This window comes from Alterinioella sp. (assembly GCF_058343375.1).
In genome coordinates this window covers 1-17,880 of record NZ_JBTUJH010000111.1, presented here as the reverse complement: position 1 = coordinate 17,880, position 17,880 = coordinate 1, and the positions used below count along the sequence as shown (strand labels likewise).

16 protein-coding genes and 1 tRNA gene are annotated in these 17,880 nt (G+C 63.1%); 8 read left to right on the top strand and 9 right to left on the bottom strand.

The window, feature by feature from the left end; translation table 11 throughout:
- A partial coding sequence (locus tag ACW8PS_RS14955) for a hypothetical protein (RefSeq protein ID WP_491528299.1) occupies nt 1-164 on the bottom strand: 164 nt, incomplete at its 3' end.
- 238 nt (nt 165-402) lie between these two features.
- Here ACW8PS_RS14955 and ACW8PS_RS14950 point away from each other — a divergent pair.
- Nucleotides 403-681: a hypothetical protein gene (locus ACW8PS_RS14950; RefSeq protein ID WP_491528298.1), complete on the top strand. Its 279-nt coding sequence runs from the start codon at nt 403-405 to the stop codon at nt 679-681.
- Nucleotides 678-1,592 (top strand): dihydrodipicolinate synthase family protein, encoded by a 915-nt coding sequence (locus ACW8PS_RS14945; protein ID WP_491528296.1) that lies wholly within the window; start codon nt 678-680, stop codon nt 1,590-1,592. The genes ACW8PS_RS14950 and ACW8PS_RS14945 overlap by 4 nt, the downstream gene beginning before the upstream one ends.
- A gap of 181 nt (nt 1,593-1,773) precedes the next feature.
- Here the strand turns inward: ACW8PS_RS14945 and ACW8PS_RS14940 are convergent, their stop codons facing one another.
- Complete coding sequence (locus tag ACW8PS_RS14940) at nt 1,774-3,315, bottom strand: malonate--CoA ligase (protein WP_491528295.1); 1,542 nt, start codon at nt 3,313-3,315, stop codon at nt 1,774-1,776.
- 65 nt (nt 3,316-3,380) lie between these two features.
- Nucleotides 3,381-4,817, bottom strand: coding sequence for an amidase (locus ACW8PS_RS14935; RefSeq protein WP_491528294.1), 1,437 nt, complete (start codon nt 4,815-4,817; stop codon nt 3,381-3,383).
- Nucleotides 4,818-4,965: 148 nt separating this feature from the next.
- On the opposite strand from ACW8PS_RS14935, the gene ACW8PS_RS14930 reads away from it, so the two are divergent.
- The 4 genes from ACW8PS_RS14930 to ACW8PS_RS14915 all read left to right on the top strand — a co-directional run bounded on the left by ACW8PS_RS14930 (nt 4,966) and on the right by ACW8PS_RS14915 (nt 11,826).
- Complete coding sequence (locus ACW8PS_RS14930) at nt 4,966-6,780, top strand: sensor histidine kinase (RefSeq protein WP_491528293.1); 1,815 nt, start codon at nt 4,966-4,968, stop codon at nt 6,778-6,780.
- Complete coding sequence (locus tag ACW8PS_RS14925; protein WP_491528292.1) at nt 6,777-8,117, top strand: sigma-54-dependent transcriptional regulator; 1,341 nt, start codon at nt 6,777-6,779, stop codon at nt 8,115-8,117. The genes ACW8PS_RS14930 and ACW8PS_RS14925 overlap by 4 nt, the downstream gene beginning before the upstream one ends.
- Nucleotides 8,118-8,441: 324 nt before the next feature.
- The gene (locus ACW8PS_RS14920) at nt 8,442-9,449 is read left to right on the top strand and encodes a TAXI family TRAP transporter solute-binding subunit (RefSeq protein ID WP_491528291.1); all 1,008 of its coding nucleotides are present in this window, start codon (nt 8,442-8,444) and stop codon (nt 9,447-9,449) included.
- A gap of 112 nt (nt 9,450-9,561) precedes the next feature.
- Nucleotides 9,562-11,826, top strand: a complete 2,265-nt coding sequence (locus tag ACW8PS_RS14915; RefSeq protein WP_491528290.1) for a TRAP transporter permease — start codon at nt 9,562-9,564, stop codon at nt 11,824-11,826.
- A gap of 257 nt (nt 11,827-12,083) precedes the next feature.
- Here the strand turns inward: ACW8PS_RS14915 and ACW8PS_RS14910 are convergent, their stop codons facing one another.
- Nucleotides 12,084-12,395 (bottom strand): DUF6280 family protein, encoded by a 312-nt coding sequence (locus ACW8PS_RS14910; RefSeq protein WP_491528289.1) that lies wholly within the window; start codon nt 12,393-12,395, stop codon nt 12,084-12,086.
- 214 nt (nt 12,396-12,609) lie between these two features.
- Here ACW8PS_RS14910 and efp point away from each other — a divergent pair, with 214 nt between their 5' ends.
- A complete protein-coding gene (gene efp / locus ACW8PS_RS14905) occupies nt 12,610-13,173 on the top strand; it encodes an elongation factor P (protein WP_491528288.1) in 564 nt (187 codons plus the stop codon).
- A 96-nt stretch (nt 13,174-13,269) separates the two neighbouring features.
- Here the strand turns inward: efp and ACW8PS_RS14900 are convergent, their stop codons facing one another.
- The 4 genes from ACW8PS_RS14900 to ACW8PS_RS14885 form a co-directional block, all read right to left on the bottom strand.
- Complete coding sequence (locus tag ACW8PS_RS14900) at nt 13,270-14,115, bottom strand: rhomboid family intramembrane serine protease (RefSeq protein WP_491528287.1); 846 nt, start codon at nt 14,113-14,115, stop codon at nt 13,270-13,272.
- 42 nt (nt 14,116-14,157) lie between these two features.
- Nucleotides 14,158-15,270, bottom strand: coding sequence for a hypothetical protein (locus tag ACW8PS_RS14895; RefSeq protein WP_491528286.1), 1,113 nt, complete (start codon nt 15,268-15,270; stop codon nt 14,158-14,160).
- A gap of 121 nt (nt 15,271-15,391) precedes the next feature.
- Nucleotides 15,392-16,777, bottom strand: a complete 1,386-nt coding sequence (locus tag ACW8PS_RS14890) for a TolC family outer membrane protein (RefSeq protein ID WP_491528284.1) — start codon at nt 16,775-16,777, stop codon at nt 15,392-15,394.
- 43 nt (nt 16,778-16,820) lie between these two features.
- Complete coding sequence (locus ACW8PS_RS14885) at nt 16,821-17,474, bottom strand: protein-L-isoaspartate O-methyltransferase family protein (protein ID WP_491528283.1); 654 nt, start codon at nt 17,472-17,474, stop codon at nt 16,821-16,823.
- 174 nt (nt 17,475-17,648) lie between these two features.
- Here ACW8PS_RS14885 and ACW8PS_RS14880 point away from each other — a divergent pair.
- Nucleotides 17,649-17,722: transfer RNA gene (locus tag ACW8PS_RS14880), tRNA-Cys, on the top strand.
- Nucleotides 17,723-17,769: 47 nt separating this feature from the next.
- Here ACW8PS_RS14880 and ACW8PS_RS14875 read toward each other — a convergent pair.
- On the bottom strand, nt 17,770-17,880 hold a 111-nt coding region (locus tag ACW8PS_RS14875; RefSeq protein ID WP_491526311.1), incomplete at its 5' end, for an integrase core domain-containing protein.

The window sequence follows — 17,880 nt, the reverse complement described above, 5'->3', positions numbered from 1 at the left end:
TTCATCGCAGCCGTCTCCAGCACCGCCGCAAACTTGTCGCGCGATGCCCAGCCCTCAGGGCCAGCATCGGCATCGGGCAAAAGCTGACCCTTGCTGCGCGCCAGAGCCCGCCACTTGTGCAGCGTTGCCTCTGAGATCCCCTCCTCCTGCGACAAGCGCCGCACAGGCAATCCGCTTCAGCACAGCTGCCCTGCGTTCCGGTGAATATCCCAGGTCATCGCCCTATCCCGCCAACCCGAGAAATAGAGCGGCGGACAACATCCCTGACTGTGAGTGTGGTATTGCGGCTTGATGGCCTGACCCATTCCCTGAGTGACCACATGTCTTTCCTGTGACGTGTCGACCATCAAGCTGCCCCGGCAGCGGGCAGGAAGTGACTTTATAGGAGCATCACAGGGGGAGGTGGAACCGCGCCACGAGGCCCGCTATCCCGAAGGGAGATGGGCTGATATCGAGATTACGCTTACCGATGGCAGGGCGCTGAAATCGGGCGATTACAATGCCCGTGGCGGTCCCGATCAGCCCTTTTCAACAGACGACATCCGCGCCAAGTTCATGTCCTTCGCTGCCCCCGTTCTGGGCCAGCCGCGCGCCGCATCCATCCGCGATGCCTGCCTTGCGCTGGCAGCGGATGATGTGCCATTTTCCACGCTTCTTGACCTGCTGTCTGAGGCCCCATGACCCACCACCCAAACGGCATTGTCTGCCCGATTCTGACCCCGTTTGAACCGGGTGGCCGTATCGCGCGTGATCTCTGGGTTGCGCATGCGCAGCGCGTTCTGGACGCGGGCGCGCATTTCCTGTCGCCCTTTGGCACCACGGGTGAGGCTCTGTCAGTGGGCATGGCGGCGCGGATGCAGGCGCTCGACTGGTTGCTGGAGGCCGGGATCCCCGCGGATCGCCTGATGCCCGGCACCGGGCTCTGCGCGCTGGAGGACACCATCACCCTGTCTTCGCATGCCATGGCGGCGGGTTGTGCGGCCGTGATGGTGCTGCCGTCATTTTTCTACGGCGGCACCGGCGATGCCGGTCAGGCGCGATATTTCACCGAACTGGTTGCGGGTATCGGTAACAAGAATACCCGCATCATCCTTTACAACATTCCGCGAAATTCCGGCGTGCCGATCTCACCCGCTTTGGCCGCATCTCTCAACGCCGATGACCCGGATAGTTTCGTGGCCTATAAGGACAGCACCGGCGACTGGTCCAATACAAGCGCGGTGATCGACGCGGCCCCGCGCCTGTCGGTGTTTCCGGGCACCGAAGCGCTGCTGACGCGGGCCCTGGCGCAGGGCGGGGCAGGCTGCATCGCGGCCACGGTCAACCTTAACGCAGCCGCCATTCGGGCGGTTTATGACGGGGCCAGGGCGGGGCGCGACATGTCGGCAGAGGACAGCGCCATGCAGGAATTTCGCGCCACCATGCAACAGGCGGGGCTGATCGGCGCGATGAAATCCGTGCTGGCGGTCACCAGCGGCGACAAGCGCTGGCTGAATCTGCGCGCACCGCAGCTGGATGCCACGCTGGATCAGGGCCACGCGGTGCTCGATGCGCTCGGGGATCTTGGCGCACAGCTGAAAGGCGCGCCATGATCGACCCCACCATCATCCTGCGCCCCAACGAGACGGCAGAGGCGCGGGCTATCATTGCCGGCGCGTATCCCGATCTGATCCGGCATGGCACCGACAGCCGCGCCGCATTTCCCCGCCCTGTTACCGAAACCGGCCCGCCAGATCGCATATTGGAGGCCCGGCACGCCGACCGGGCCCCGGATCACTTTTCTTGCGCCTCTTGCGCAAAGAGCCGGGCATGGGTCTGGCGCAGGGCATTTTTCTGGACCTTGCCCATGGTGTTGCGCGGCAAGGCATCGGTCAGGATCACCCGTTTGGGGTGCTTGAACCGCGCCAGTTGATCGCCAAGCCCGGCCAGAATACCCGCCTCTTTCAGGCTGCGGCCCGCCTGCGGCACCACCACCGCCACCACCGCTTCACCGAAATCGGGATGCGCCACGCCGATGACGGCGCTTTCCAGCACGCCGGGCAGGGCGTCGATCACGGCCTCCACCTCTTTCGGATAGATATTGAAGCCACCCGAAATGATCATATCCCTGGCGCGGCCAATGATGTGAACATAGCCATCCGCATCGATCCGGCCCAGATCGCCGGTGATGAAAAAGCCGTCCGGGCGCAATTCTTCCGCGGTTTTTTCGGGCATGTTCCAATAGCCGGCAAAGACATTGGGGCCGCGCACCTCCAGCACGCCGATCGCGCCCGGTGCCATCTCGGCCCCGGTTTCGGGGTCGCATATCTTCAACTCGACACCCGGCAGAGGCAACCCGACCGTGCCGGCGCGCCGCTCGCCATCATAGGGGTTCGAGCTGTTCATATTGGTCTCGGTCATGCCATAGCGTTCCAGGATCGCGTGGCCGGTGGTCTTTTGCCATTGCGCATGGGTTTCGGCCAAAAGCGGTGCCGATCCGGAAATGAAAAGCCGCATATTGCGCGCCGCATAGGCCAGGCCGGGCTGTTTCAGAAGCCGGGTGTAGAAGGTCGGCACGCCCATCATCGCGGTGGCTTTCGGCATCGCATCCAGAATCGGGCCTTCGTCGAATCGGGGCAGAAAGATGCACGACCCGCCCGCCATCAAAATGGTATTGGTGGCCACGAACAGCCCGTGGGTGTGAAAGATCGGCAGCGCGTGGATCAGCACATCGCGGTCGGAAAACTGCCACAGATCGCGCAGGGTCTGGGCATTCGAGGCCAGCGCCCGATGCGTCAGCATCGCCCCCTTGGAACGGCCGGTGGTGCCGGAAGTATACAAGATCGCCGCCAGATCATTCGCCCCGCGCGGCACCGGGTCAAAACCGGGCACTTCGGCGTCGCGCGCATCCGCCAGGGTGCCGGTCTCATCGGCGGCGATGGTGTGGATCCAGCGCAGATTGCAGGCCGACGCCAGCGCGCCCAACTCCTCCAGCCGGGTCGGATCACACACCAGAAGCACCGGCGTGGCGTCGGTCAGGAAATAGCGCATCTCGGCGGCGGTATAGGCCGGGTTGAGCGGCAAGAACACCGCCCCCGTCAGCAGGCAGGCCACATAAAGCTCCAGCATCGCTTGCGTTTTCGGGGCCTGCACCGCCACCCGGTCACCGGGGGCCACACCGATGCGGCGCAAAGCCGTGGCCATCCGTTCGGCATTGGCAAAGAACTGGCCATAGCTGGTCACCCTGTCGGTCAGACCATGGATCAGAAACGGGGCCTCTTCGCGGCCCAGAGAGGCGGCGCGCAACCGGCGCGCAAGGTAATTTCTGTCATACATGGCGGGGCCTCATTCGGTGATCCTGTTTGGCTATTTGGGGGGATGGAAGCTGCGTTTTCAATGGGTCAATCCCGCCGCGGCACCGGATCAATCGGCCCCAACGGCCCGCCCATGGCCTGTTCAACCACGCGCGCCGCCTGCAACAGCCGGGCCTCGCCGCGATGGTGCCCGATCAATTGCAGCCCGACCGGCACGCCCTGGGCCGACACCCCCACAGGGACCGAGACGGAAGGCAGGCCGGTGGTTGCCGACAGGAAGGAAAATTTCAGCCAGTCAATGTAATCGGTCAGCGGCTTGCCCGCGATTTCGGTCGGAAATTCCTCCTCGACCGGGCCGGGCATCAGACCGGTGACCGGGCAGGCCAGCACATCGAAATCACCCAGAAACGCAACCATCCGGTCGAAAATGTCGGATTTCGCGCGCTGCGCGGTCATGATGTCCGAAAGGGTCAGATCGCGGCCCTGCCGGATATTCTGGCGCAGGGTTGCCTTGAACCGGCTTTGGACGGCATCGGGGGCCTGCCCCGGCCCGCTGGCCCAGAGCAGCGCCCGCGCGGTGCGATAGGCGTGGTCCAGACCCGCCATATCCGGGCAATCCTCACTCACCATCGCGCCCGCGGCTTCGACCGCGCCAAGTGCGCGGCGCAAATGCGCCTCGATCTGCGGCGAACAGGGCGCAAAACCGCCCAGATCGGGGGAAAAGGCGATGCGGATATGCGGCTCGGCCTGCAACACGGCCTGCTGATAGGGGCGACCCGGTGGCGGAAAGGAAATTGCCCAACGCGGGTCGAACCCCGCCATGGCATCCAGAAACAACGCGCAATCGCGCACCGAACGCGCCATCGGGCCCTGCACCGCCTCAAGATGAAACCCGTTGCCCTGCGGCCCGGGCCCGGCAATCCCGGGCGACGGGCGCAACCCCACGACCCCGCAAAATGCGGCCGGCGTGCGCAGTGACCCTGCCAGATCCGATCCGTGGCTCAGCCAGAGCTCGCCCGTCGCCAGCGATACCGCCGCCCCGCCAGATGATCCGCCCGCATTGAGCGCCGTGTTCCACGGGTTGCGGGTTGCGCCAAAGACCGCGTTGAACGTATTGGCACCGGCCCCCATCTCGGGCGTGTTGGTCTTGCCGATAACGACGCCGCCACGCGCTTCCAGCCGCGCCACCAGAGGGTGGCTTTGCTCGGGCACGAAATCAGCCAGACCCGGCGTGCCCCAGGTCGTGCGCACGCCCGCCACCGGGGTCAGATCCTTGATGCCGATGGGCAGGCCCGCCAGCCATCCGGGGTGATCGGCCCGGGCCTCATCAAGCACCGCCGCGCGCGCCCGCGCGGCGCAAACCGTCGGCATGGCATTCACCGCCGGTTCAACCGCCGCGATGCGGCTCAGGGCGGCCTCCAGCACCTCGGCGCGGCTGACAGCGCCTGATTTCAGCAGGTCGACAACCTCATGCGCGGGCAGGCCGCACAGCGCCGGGCCGGTGAAGGGCGGAATCTGGCTCATGTCGCGTGCCTTTCGATTTGGCCACCTGGATGGCCGGGACCTGAAGCATAGAAAACCACCCCGATGACCTCTAGGCAAGCGCCCGCGCCCGGCCCATACTTGCCCCATGACGGCAGCGCGCCCCAGATACCGGCCAATGCGGCCTGCCATGCGCAACCTTGCGCTGCTGGTGCTCTTGGCAATCGGTCTCAGCTTTGCCGCCCTGCCCCGGATTGAACGGTATTTCATTACCCAGACCGGTGCCCGCGAGGAGGCCACCCTGCGCCTTGCCACCGCCAGCCTGCGCGGCGCGCTGAGCCGGACCGAAGCCTTGCCCTCCCTGTTGGCCGAACGCCCGATCCTGGCGGAAATCCTGCGCGACCCGGATAATCAGGGCCTGCTGCCCTTTGCCAATGAGCAGCTGCGCCAAACCGCATTGAGCCTGGACCTGGCCGATATTTTTGTCATGGATCTTGACGGCACGACCATTGCCGCCAGCAATTACCGGCGCGAGACCTCCTTTGTCGGGCGCAATTTCGCGTTCCGGCCCTATTTCAACGATGCGCTCAGCCAGGGCCGCGGCCGGTTCCACGGGCTTGGCATCACATCGGGACAGCGTGGATATTTCTTTTCCGCGCCGATTATCGACAACACCGAGGTTCTGGGCGTGGTCGTGGTCAAGATCCTGCTCGACACTTTCGAACAGACCTGGCGCGACGGCGACAACACCATCCTCGTGACCGACCCGAGCAATGTGATTTTCCTGTCCGATCGCGCGGATTGGATCTTCAACACGCTCGGCCCCGTCCCCGAACTGGCGATCGAGGCCATCAGCGCCACCCGCCAATACCCGCTGGACCGCCTGCGCCCGCTGAACGCCAGCCGCGAAAGCCTTGGCCCGGCAACCGAGATCCTGCGCGTCGAAGGCGATGACGGCACCGAAGAATTCGTGACCAATATCGGATTGATCGCGGCGGCGGGCTGGCGGGTCTGGGTGCTGACACCAACAATCAGCGCCGTTCTGCAGGCCCGCCAGATGCTGGCTCTGATGATCCTGGTCGCCTTGTTCGCGGGTCTTGCCGGGGCGCTCTATCTGCAACGCAGGGCGCGGCTTTTCGAGCGTTTGACACAACAGCGGCTCTATCAGGAAATGCTGGAGGCGCGGGTCGCCGAACGCACCGCTGATCTGCATGACGCCAACACCCAGCTGACCCAGGAGGTCGAGGACCGCCGCGCCACCGAAGCGCGCCTGCGCCGCACCCAGAGTGAGCTGGTTCAGGCCGGCAAACTGGCCGCCCTGGGCCAGATGTCGGCCGGGCTGAGCCATGAATTCAACCAACCGCTGGCCGCCGTGAAAGCCTATGCCGAAAACGCGGTGACATATCTGGATCGCGGCCGGCCCGATGAGGCGCGCAAGAATGTCGGGCTGATCTCGCAATTGGCCGACCGCATGGCCGCGATCTCGAAACATCTGCGCAATTTCGCCCGTCGCCCGCAGGAAAAGATCGGCCCGATCCCGCTGGTATCAGTGCTGGACGATGCGCTGGCGCTGATGGGCGGGCGAATCTCGGCAGCCGGTGCCGAGATCATCTTTGCCCGCCCCAAAGCCGAGATCATGGTGATGGGCGGTCAGGTGCGGCTGCAACAGGTGCTGGTGAACCTGCTGTCGAATGCGCTGGACGCGATGGAAGATACCGACCATCCGCGCATCGAAATCGACATCGTCGCAGACGGCCCACGCTGGCAGCTGCGCCTGCGCGATCACGGCAGCGGGCTGTCGCTTTCCGCGCAAGAGCAGCTTTTCGATCCGTTCTTCACCACCAAGAGCCCCGGCAAGGGCCTGGGGCTGGGGCTGTCGATTTCCTACAATATCGTGCGCGATTTCGGCGGCACGCTGGCAGCCCATAACCATTCCGGCGGCGGCGCGGTCTTTGTGGTCGATCTGGCGGGGATAGCTGTATCAGATGAGGTGGCCGCCGAATGACCGAAGAAACCATTCTGTTTGTCGATGATGAAGACCACCTGCGCCTGGCCGCCGCGCAAAGCCTCGAACTGGAGGAACTGAACGTCTCCTGCTTTGCCGATGGTGCCGCGGCGCTGGCGCATGTGGCGCGCGATTTCGCGGGTGTGCTGGTCACCGATATCCGCATGCCGGAGATGGACGGCCTGACATTGATGGCGCGCGCATTGGAGATTGACCCCGAGATCCCGGTCATTCTGGTCACCGGCCATGGCGATATCGATCTGGCGGTGCAATCGATGCGCGACGGGGCCTATGATTTCGTCGAAAAACCCTATGCCCCGGCGCGCCTTGTCACCACCGTGCAGCGGGCGCTGGAAAAACGCCGCCTGACACTGGAAAACCGCGCCTTGCGCAGCCAGGTCGGCGGGCGCGACGCGATCGAGGCCCGGCTGACCGGGCGATCGGAAGGAATGGTCCGCCTGCGCAGCCAGATCCGCGCCATTGCCGCCACCGAGGCCGATGTGCTGATCGAAGGGGCCACCGGCACCGGCAAGGAGGTCGCGGCCCGCGCGCTGCACCGCGCATCGCCGCGCGCCGGCAAGCCCTTCGTGCATATAAATTGCGCCGCCCTGCCCGCCGCCCTGATCGAAAGCGAGCTGTTCGGCCACGAGGCCGGGGCCTTTGCCGGGGCCACCCGGCCGCGCTATGGCCGGTTCGAACATGCCCGCGGCGGCACGGTATTCCTTGATGAAATCGAAAGCATGTCGCAACCGGTGCAGGCCAAGCTGCTGCATGCCATCCAGAACCGCGTGATCACCCGGCTTGGATCGAACGACCCGGTGGTGCTGGATGTGCGGTTCATCGCCGCCAGCAAGCAGAATCTGAAAGTCGCCGCCGAGGCGGGCGATTTCCGGGCTGATCTGCTCTATCGGCTGAATGTCGTCACCATCCGCATGCCGGACCTGTCCGAGCGGCGCGAAGATGTGCCGCGCCTGTTCGTGCATTTGGTGAGTGAGGCCGCCGCCCGTTACAAACGCCCGCCCCGCGACATTCCGGGGGCGGTGCTGAACGCGGTTGCGGCCCGGCCCTGGCCCGGCAATGTCCGCGAATTGCGCAATGCGGCGGACCGCTTCGCGCTTGGGCTGGATCTCGATATCGGCCCGCCGGACGCGGCCAAGGGCGACGGTCTGGCCGATCGCATCGCCGCGCATGAAAAATCGCTGATTGCCGCCAGCCTGACAGCCCATGGCGGTCGCCTGAAAGAGACCTATGAGGCGCTCGGCCTGTCGCGCAAGGCGCTGTATGAAAAGATGCAGAAACACGGGCTGACGCGCGAGGCGTTCAGCGGCGACGCGTAGATATTCGGCGCGCCTCCCTGGCCCCTGGCTGGCGTTGTGCCCCATGATGCTGTCATCACGCCGGGCCGCCGCGCCGACCCGGCCACGCGCCTGTGTCGAAACGGGAACATGTTCCGCACCGCTTTGTCCCCGTTTCGACCCATGGCGCGGTTTTTCTGACCGCGCCGCGGGTATTTTCCGCCCGCAGCGGTTGAACCCTGCCATGCCAGTCCGGCTTAGTCTGCCGGCAAGGGGCGGCATCTGCAAGCACGCCCTGGCTGGAATGGAGGTTCCGGTCCAACGGGAGCCAGCGGGGAGCTGGCACAATCTGGAGGAAAACCCGATATGACATTCACCAAAATGACCGCGCTGGTCATGACCACCGCGCTGACAACCACCGCCGTCTTCGCCGACAGCAATATGATGGACATGATGGACCGCAGCGATTGGCCCGAAAGCTTTACCGTGGGCACCGCGTCGCAGGGCGGCACCTATTTCGCCTATGGGTCTGGCTGGGCCAACCTTGTGGCCGAAGAGCTGGGCCTGACCGGCGGCGGCGAAGTCACCGGTGGCCCGATGCAGAACATGGCACTGGTTCACACCGGCGAAGCCCAGTTCGGCATGACCACGATGGGCCCGGCGGCAGAATCGCTGGCCGGCACCAACCCCATCGCGCCCGGCCTGCAAATGACCAATGCCTGCGCCATGTTCCCGATGTATCAGACCCCGTTCAGCGTGACCGCGCTGTCCTCGTCGGGCATCAATTCGGTTGCCGATATCCCGGATGGTGCGCGCATCGGCTTTGGCCCCGCAGGATCGACCTCGGACACCTATTTTCCGCGCATGATGGAAGAGCTTGGCGTCAATTTCGATCGCCGCAATGGTGGCTGGTCCGACCTTGGCAGCCAATTGCAGGACGGCCTGCTTGACGTCATCGCCTTTGCCGCCGGTGTGCCTGTGCCTGCTGTCAGCCAGTTGGAAGTGCAAACGGACGTGAACATCATCGAGTTCACTGAAGAAGAGCAGGCCCAGATCATGGCGGCGTTCCCGGTTTCGGCCTTCGACATCGCGGCCGATACCTATACGACGCTCGAAGATGACGCGCGTTCGGTCTCGATGTGGAATTTTGCCATCGCCAATTGCGATCTGCCGGCTTCCTTCGTTTATGCCGTGGTCGATGTGGTGATGTCGGATAATGAGCGGATGATGGGCATCCACCGCGCGGCCCGCTCCACCGTGCCGGAAAACTGGGACAAAAACACCGTGATGAACTGGCACCCCGGTGCCGCGCAATGGTTCATCGACAATGCCGGTGCCGATATTCCGGACGACATGATCGACATGGATATGTGATCCGGGGCCAAGCCTGACACACCATCGCCGCGCCCGGCATTCGAACGGGCGCGGCACCTGATAAATGGGGATCTGCCGGGGAAACCCCCCTGATGGCGGAGCGGAGGGGACAATGACCACCACAGCAGAAGAAGCCGATCAGGTCGTTTTGGCCGAAGGCGTTGACGACGAACCCATCGAACGCAATCGCAGGCTTTTCAACGGGGCGGCCCTGACCTTTATCGCGACGTTCGCAACATTGTATGCAGCCTTTCATATGGCCGCCCTGAACGGTGTTTCGATCAACTCCTGGACCGGGATCGATCTGCCGTTTCTGCCGCGATTCCCGATGGAGACCTGGAATTTCCGCATCGTCCACGTCTCGGGTGCCCTGGCGCTCGGGTTTCTTCTCTATGGGGCCCGGCTGTTTCCCGATGCCGAAAAGCCCGAAACACCGCGATTGTCGCTGGCAGGATATGCCCTGATGATCCCGGCCCTGCTGGCCGGCTATACGGCAATCAAATTCAGTTTCCTGGTCAATAGCGGCACCCTGCCCGAAATGGGCGGCCTGATCACATGGCCGGCCTTTCCCGGCACCGAAATCTACGGCCAGGAAGTCACCTGGTTCGGCATCCCGCTGATGATCGCCACGTTCGGGGCAATTGTGCTTGGCTGGTTCGAAAACACCCATCGGCACCGGTTTTCGACCTCGGATATCGTGCTGGCGATCTGCGGCGTCGTGGTGGCGCTTTACCTGGTGCCGATCTATTCCACCGCCGCGCGCAATTCCGTTGGCACGCCCTTCGTGCCCATCGGTGTGGCCTTTGCCGCCACCGCGGGCACCGCGCTGATCCTGGAGCTGACACGCCGGGTGGCGGGGCTGGCCCTTGTCATCATTACCGGTGTTTTTCTGATCTATACCTTCACCGCGCATCTCTTGCCCGGTATCCTTGCCGTCCAGACACCCTATAATTGGCAGCGCTTCTTCGGCTTCGTCTATACCGATGCAGGCATCCTCGGGCCGACCACGGCGGTCAGTTCGACCTATATCATCCTCTTCATCATCTTCGCGGCCTTCCTGCAGGCGTCAAAAGTCGGCGATTACTTCATCAACTTCGCCTTTGCCGCAGCCGGCCGGTCGCGTGGCGGACCCGCCAAGGTGGCAATCTTCGCCTCCGGCCTGATGGGCATGATCAACGGCACCTCGGCCGGCAATGTCGTGGCCACGGGCTCCCTGACCATCCCGTTGATGAAAAAGGTCGGCTATCACAAGAAAACCGCCGGCGCGATCGAGGCCGCGGCATCGACCGGGGGCCAGATCATGCCGCCCATCATGGGGGCCGGAGCCTTCATCATGGCCGAGATCACCGGCATCCCCTATACCGAGATCGCCATTGCCGCGATCATCCCCGCGATCCTCTATTTCACGTCAATCTATTTCATGGTCGATCTCGAGGCCGCCAAACTTGGCATGCGCGGCATGCGCGAAGATGAGCTGCCCAAAATCAGAATACTGATCCGCCAGGTCTATCTGTTCCTTCCGATCATCATTCTTATCGCGGCGCTGTTCATGGGATACTCGGTCATTCGGGCCGGCACGCTGGCAACCGTTTCGGCCGCAGTGGTCAGTTGGCTGACGCCATACCGGATGGGTCTCAGGTCAATCGTCAAGGCGTTTGAGATGGCCGGGATCATGGCGATCCAGATTATCATTGTCTGCGCCTGCGCGGGCATCATCGTCGGGGTCATCTCGCTGACCGGTGTCGGCGCGCGGTTCTCGTCGCTGCTGCTTGGCGTGGCAGAGGCAAGCCAGCTTCTGGCGCTGTTCTTTGCCATGTGTATCGCCATCCTTCTGGGCATGGGCATGCCCACCACGGCGGCCTATGCGGTTGCGGCCTCGGTCGTGGCACCGGGGCTGGTCCAGCTTGGCATCCCGCAGCTTACGGCGCATTTCTTTGTCTTCTACTTCGCCGTGGTCTCGGCGATCACGCCGCCGGTGGCGCTGGCCAGTTACGCGGCGGCGGGGATATCGGGGGCAAACCCGATGGAGACATCGGTGGCGTCCTTCAAGATCGGCATCTCGGCCTTTGTGGTGCCCTTCATGTTCTTCTACAACTCGGCCATCTTGATGGATGGCACCTGGTTCGAGATCCTGCGCGCCGGGCTGACGGCCACCTTTGGCGTGTTCCTGCTCTCCTCGGGCGTGCAGGGCTGGTTCATGGGCGGGCGTGTGGCGTGGTTCATGCGGGTGGCGATCCTCCTGGCGGCGCTGTTCATGATCGAAGGTGGATGGATTTCCGACCTGATCGGAATCGCATTGGCAGTGGGCGTCTTCTTTGTGCAGAAGCTGTTCCACCCCGCCCCCGACGCCACCTTCGATGTGCGCGGCGCGGACTAACCAGCATATTCGCCAAAGACAAGGGCCGCCCCGTAAACCGGGCGGCCCTTTTTCATTACAGCGTTTTGCGTTTTACCTGAGGCACGAGCCACACCCCGGCGGGCCGAGGCAGAGTTTGCAACGCATAACGCGTTCGGCCCGCCGGGTGAATTCGATAAAGCGCGACACGCTCAAAGCGCGCGCCCCCCCTGAAACGAAAAACGCGCCCATCAGGGGCGCGGATTTCATCCAGGGCCCCGGAAGGGCCAGGATCAATATCAGGCGGCTTCGGCCTGACTTCGGCGTTCGCTTTCCTCACGGCTCAGCGCAACCGATGTGCGCACCCCGTTGGAGACAAATGCCATCAGGCCCGAAACGACACGCTCATTGGGGTCGATCCCGGCGCAGGACAGCACTTCACGGCCATCACGCGACCGCGCCCAACGGGCGATCTGATCGGGCCCGTTGCCATATTTCTTGTCATCTGCAATGGCGTCATCCAAGGCTGCCAGAACCACCGCCGCGAACAATTTACGCGACCGTTGGCCCTGTTCAAAGTTGAATGCCGTTCCATCAACGAAATCTCTCATTCCGTCGTCCTTCTTATTGCTCTTGCATTTCCGGCGTGTCGCTCGTTAAGACCACATCCTGACTGATTCGTGTGTGCAAGTTTTGCATATGTGCTATGCGCGTGACGCATGGCAGGGTTAATATTTGCGCAAGTTCAGGTGTATTGCCACCCATCCAAGTGGCAGATATAGGTTCGGCCAGTAAATTCTCAACCTTTTGCCACGGAAATGACACATGCCCAAAATCAACGGCAATGAAATTCGTCCCGGAAATGTTCTCGAACATAATGGCGGCCTCTGGGCAGCGGTCAAAGTCGATCATGTCAAACCGGGCAAAGGCGGGGCTTTTGCACAGGTCGAGATGAAGAACCTGCGCAACGGCTCCAAGCTGAATGAACGCTTCCGGTCGGCCGACAAGGTCGAACGGGTGCGGCTGGAACAAAGGGACCAGCAATTTCTCTATGAAACCGACGGTATGCTGGTGTTCATGGATACCCAGACCTATGAGCAGATCGAACTGCCCTCGGATCTGTTGGGCGACCGCCGCCCATTCCTGCAGGACGGCATGACCATCGTGGTCGAGTTTTACGACGACGAGGCGCTGAACGCGACCGTGCCGCAGAAAGTGACCTGCAAGATCGTGCAAACCGAACCGGTGGTAAAGGGCCAGACCGCGGCCAACAGCTTCAAACCGGCGATCCTGGACAATGGCGTCAAGATCATGGTGCCGCCTTTCGTGGGCCAGGATGAATTGATCGTGGTCAATACCGAGACCATGGATTATTCCGAACGCGCCTGAGGCTTGCCGAAAATCCTTCGGGAAGGATTTTCCCCCCGGAAAAGTTTTCCCGAAAACTTTTCCGGTCCCGCATCTGCGGATCTCTTGTTCATCAAATCAGCGTCGACCACCCCAGGGAGATTGCGGCCCCGATCCGCGCCTGCGCCCGGCGCGCGGTATTCGGGTCTGGCCGGTCAGATCCGGCGTGGATAGGGAACTGCGCCGTGAAACCTGCCGGACCATGCGTGCGGAGCGCGCCGGATGGGTCTCCTCATGCGGCGGATGGCCGTGGTTGGAGCTCCAGAATCCCGGCCCGCCGCGTTTCAACCACAGCGGAATCGTCAGCACCACACCGGCCACAAACCCGCCCGCATGTGCCCAATAGGCCACGCCGCCGCCCGCCGCTTCGGCCGCAGTCCCGCTGACCAATTGCAGCCCGAACCACAGCCCCAACAGCAACCAGGCGGGAATTGTAATGACCTTGAAAAAGACGAACAGAATCAGCAGCAGATCAACCCGTGCCCGTGGAAACAGCAGCAAATAGCCGCCCATCACCCCCGCAATCGCCCCCGAGGCCCCAACCATCGGAACCGCCGAGAACGGATCGGCCAGCATCTGACCAAACGCTGCCGCCACACCACTGGCGAGATAGAAGACCAAAAAGCCGACATGGCCCATCTGATCCTCCATATTGTCGCCGAAGATCCACAAAAACAGCATGTTGCCCGCCAGGTGCAGCCAGCCGGCATGTAGAAACATCGACGTGAAGATCGTCTGCGTCTGCTCACCCTGACTGACCAGTCGTGGCACCAGCCCCCAGTCGGAATAAAATGACATCAGCAAGCGCGGCTGGTCACCGATACCGGGAAAATAGCTGAGAAAGACGGCGATATTGATGGCAATCAGCGCCCAGGTGACAAAGGGCGTGCGTTCGGAAGGGTTGTGATCGCGCAAGGGCAGCATGGGGTTCAGATTGCCGCCATGGGGCCCAAGGTCAAGGGGTGATCAATCCTCAAGCTCATCGGTGGCCAGCGCGATGCGGATCTCGCGGCGCACAAGTTTGCGGATATTGCGGGTGATGCGCTTGCCCATTTCGCCCTGCAATTCTTCGCGCACCACCTCCGATATGATCTCGCGCAGCGTCTCTTCATCGACGAAGGAAACGTCGTCATCGGGGAAGCTGAACGGAGATTCGCCCAGGTCTTCGACCGTGGCGCTGTCTTCGGCACCCGTCCGCGTTTGCGGCGCAGGCTCGGCTGCGTCTTCAGCCAGAAAATCGGGTGCGTCCGGATTGTCACCAGCAACGGCCTCCTGCTCAGCGGCGGGCTCAGCTTCTGCGGCGACATCCCCCGCCTCGTTGGGCGTATCTGTCGCCACTGCCGCGCTGTCTGCCGGGTCAGCGGCAATTTCCGACAGCACCCCGGCCACGGCCATCTGTGCGGCACGCGCTTCCGCCAGTTCCAGTGTGGCAACCGGCGGCTCGTCGTCAGGGACCGCGATATTGCCTTCCTCCGGCTCGTAATCGACCACGCTGGAGGAGGATCGGATGAAGGATAGCGGTGCCTCCCCCTGCGCGGCTGCATCCGTGCTGCGAGCCTCTTCCGTGATGTCAGGGAGTTTCGGCGCGGCAGCCATAAAACCCTCGGCCTCGATGGTATCGCCAACCGCCTCCTCGGCCTCATCCGAGGGCCGGAACAGGCTTTCGTCGGGTTCCATGACCGGCTCGGCGACACCCGGTCCGGGTGCAGCCTTGGGCGCGACCTTGGGCGCGGGTTCCGCAACGGCATCGGCCCCTTCCCGGATGTCAGCCTGCAATTGCGGATCGAAATCGGGATCAGCAGCGGAATTTCCGTCGCCCCATAGGTCCTGCGCCCAGTCGACACCGTCGCTGCGCGGCAGATCGGCCGCCTCATCGGACAGGTCGTTTTGCGCCACTATTGGCACCCAGGGGTCTTCGGGGTCGGTCACACGCAACGCGGGCGTCAGAACCAGTTTGTCTGCGGAAGGCCCCGGCTTTTTCGTATCCGCAACCTCAGCGGGCGGCTGATGCTCGGTCACGAGCCTGCGGATGGAGGACAGCACATCCTCTATCTCGTCCGATTTTACCGGGTCTGCCATAGTGCCACCACTCCGATTTCGCCACGCCTGCCTGCGCGCATTGCCGTATTTTCGCATCAGGATACAGGCGCGATGGCTTTCGCACAATGGATAGGTAAATTTGCGATGATTTCGGGCAGCGCTACTGGTCGCGGCCCAATCGCTCCAGCACCGCATCCAGCCGCGCACCACGCATGGTGGGCGACCTGACAGGCGCGCCTGAAACTGCGTCGAAATAGGCGGTGGCGTCATATTCGGGCACATCCAGCCCCAGACGTTCGACCGTCAACAGCCCCATCGCCGCCAACAGGCCATAGCTGGCCTGATACAGCGTGCTCTGGGCCTCGATCAGGCCGATCCGCGCATCCAGAAGATCCTGTTCGGCATCCAGCACATCCAGCGTGGTGCGCGCGCCAAGCGAGGCCTCCTCCTGCACGCCTTCAAAGGCCAGCCGATTGGCCCGGATCTGCTGTCGCGAGGCCTGGATCGACGCCGAAGCGATGGAGATCTGGGCAAAGGAATTTCCGATCTGCTGTCCAACCTGGCGCATGGTCTGGTTCAGTTCGGACTGGCCGGCATGCAGGGTGGCCAGCGCGATACGTTCATTCGAGGCCAGCCGCCCGCCGGCATAGAGCGGTTGCGTCAGGCTCAGCGTCAGCGTGGCGCTGGCGGAATCCTCAAAGGCTTGGCTACGGTCGTAGGGGTCGATGCCCAGATTGGCCGAGAGGCTGAGGCTTGGGCCATAATCGCTGCGCGCGGCATCAAGGTTCAGTTCATCGGCGCGCTGTCCGTGACGCCCGGCCTGGATCAACGGGTGGTTCTGGCGGCCGATCTCATAGGCCTCTTCATTGCTGGCAGGCAGCGAGGGCAGCGGCCCGGGGCCCGACAATTGGTTGGGGCCGCGCCCTACTGCCAGGCGGAACAGCTCGGTATTGATCATCAGCGAACCTTCCGCCGAGACCAGATCGCGCCGGGCACCGGCCAGCCGGGCCTCGGCCTGGGCCACATCGGTGCGGGTGTCTTCGCCGACTTCGAACCGGTCGCGCGCGGCGCGCAGCTGTTGGGTGATCACGCGCAGATTGCTTTCGCGCACCGACACGACCTGAATATCGCGCCAGACCTGCATATAGGCGGTGACGGCATCCAGCAGCACCTGCTGTTCCAGGGCCAGCAATGACTGGCGCGCCGCCAGAACCTGTTCGCGCGCGGCATCGCGCAACAGCCGCCGACCACCGCCATCGTAAAGCAGCATCTCGGCGGTCAGGCTGATCCGATCTTCCTGGCGCGTGGTGGGCGTGGTCCAACGCGATGTCGCCACGAAACTGATCACCGGGCGCAACCCCGCCACCTGCTGCGCCACACTTTCGTCCTGCAACCGCAAAAGATACCGGTTCTGTTCCAGAAGGTCGGAATTGCGATAGGCGGCAGCCATCGTATCGGCCAGCGTGTCGGCCTGCACAGGCGTCGCCTGTCCGACAAAGACCGCCAGCGCCGCTGCGGTCATGATTGACAAAAACTTGTTGTTCATAGCCATGCCCCTGGTCCACACCCGCATAATCGGGATCTTCACTCTACAAAACGAACCCTGCGTCTTTGTGAAAGCCGGGCAAAACAGGTGCCGCAGCATTAAACGCCATCCGCCAGAAAACCTTGCCATCCAACTTATGCCCGATCCGGCATTCGCCAAGGGCCCCGGTCATGAATATTGCCGCGATGCGCCCGCCATCCTTCAACTGATCCAGCAGCGCCGCCGGCACATCCTCGACCCCGCCTTCGATACAGATCACATCATAGGGCCCGTGCTTGGCGCTGCCCAAGGCCAGCGGACCTTCAATCACGGCCACGTTGTCCACCCCTTGCGCACTCAGCGCATCCTGCGCCTCGGCGGCCAGTCCCGGCACTTCCTCGATGGCGACAACAGCCTCGGCCAACTGTGCCAGCAGAGCCGACGAATAGCCCAGCCCCGGACCCAGATCCAGCACCACCTCATCGGGCTGGATATCGAGCGCATCGAGGATCTTGCCCATCGTGCGCGGCTCCAACACGACCCGGCCGCCTTCCAGGGTGACGTTTTCGCCGATATAGGCCACATCGCGCAGCGCGTCGGGCAGATAGGCCTCACGGGCGACGGTGAGCATGGCCTCGATGATGTTGAACTTGGTGACATCCTGCGGACGAACCTGTGTATCAACCATCATGGTGCGAAGGGCGGCGAAATCCTGCATGTTCTGACCCGGGGTTCTGATGACGTTTGAGCCGTCATGCCACAGCTGCCCCGGCAGGGCAACGGACAAGCCGACGCGCAATGCGCCTTGGTGCCAAGGCGTGGCCCGAATACCCACGCATCAACGCTTGCACCGCACCCCGGTTTGCGGCTAAACCGCGCCTGACCACAGAAAGGCGAGTTGGCGGAGTGGTTACGCAGCGGATTGCAAATCCGTGTACACCGGTTCGATTCCGGTACTCGCCTCCATTCCATTCTAAATCATAGGGTGATCCTGCCCCCGTTTCACCGGACACCTAAGCGGTTTCGGTTTGGGCCCTTCGGAACTCGCGGGGCGAGCGCCATTTGAGGGCCGAGTGCGGGTGGTTTTCGTTATAGTCTTCGATCCAGCCTCCGATCAACTTGAG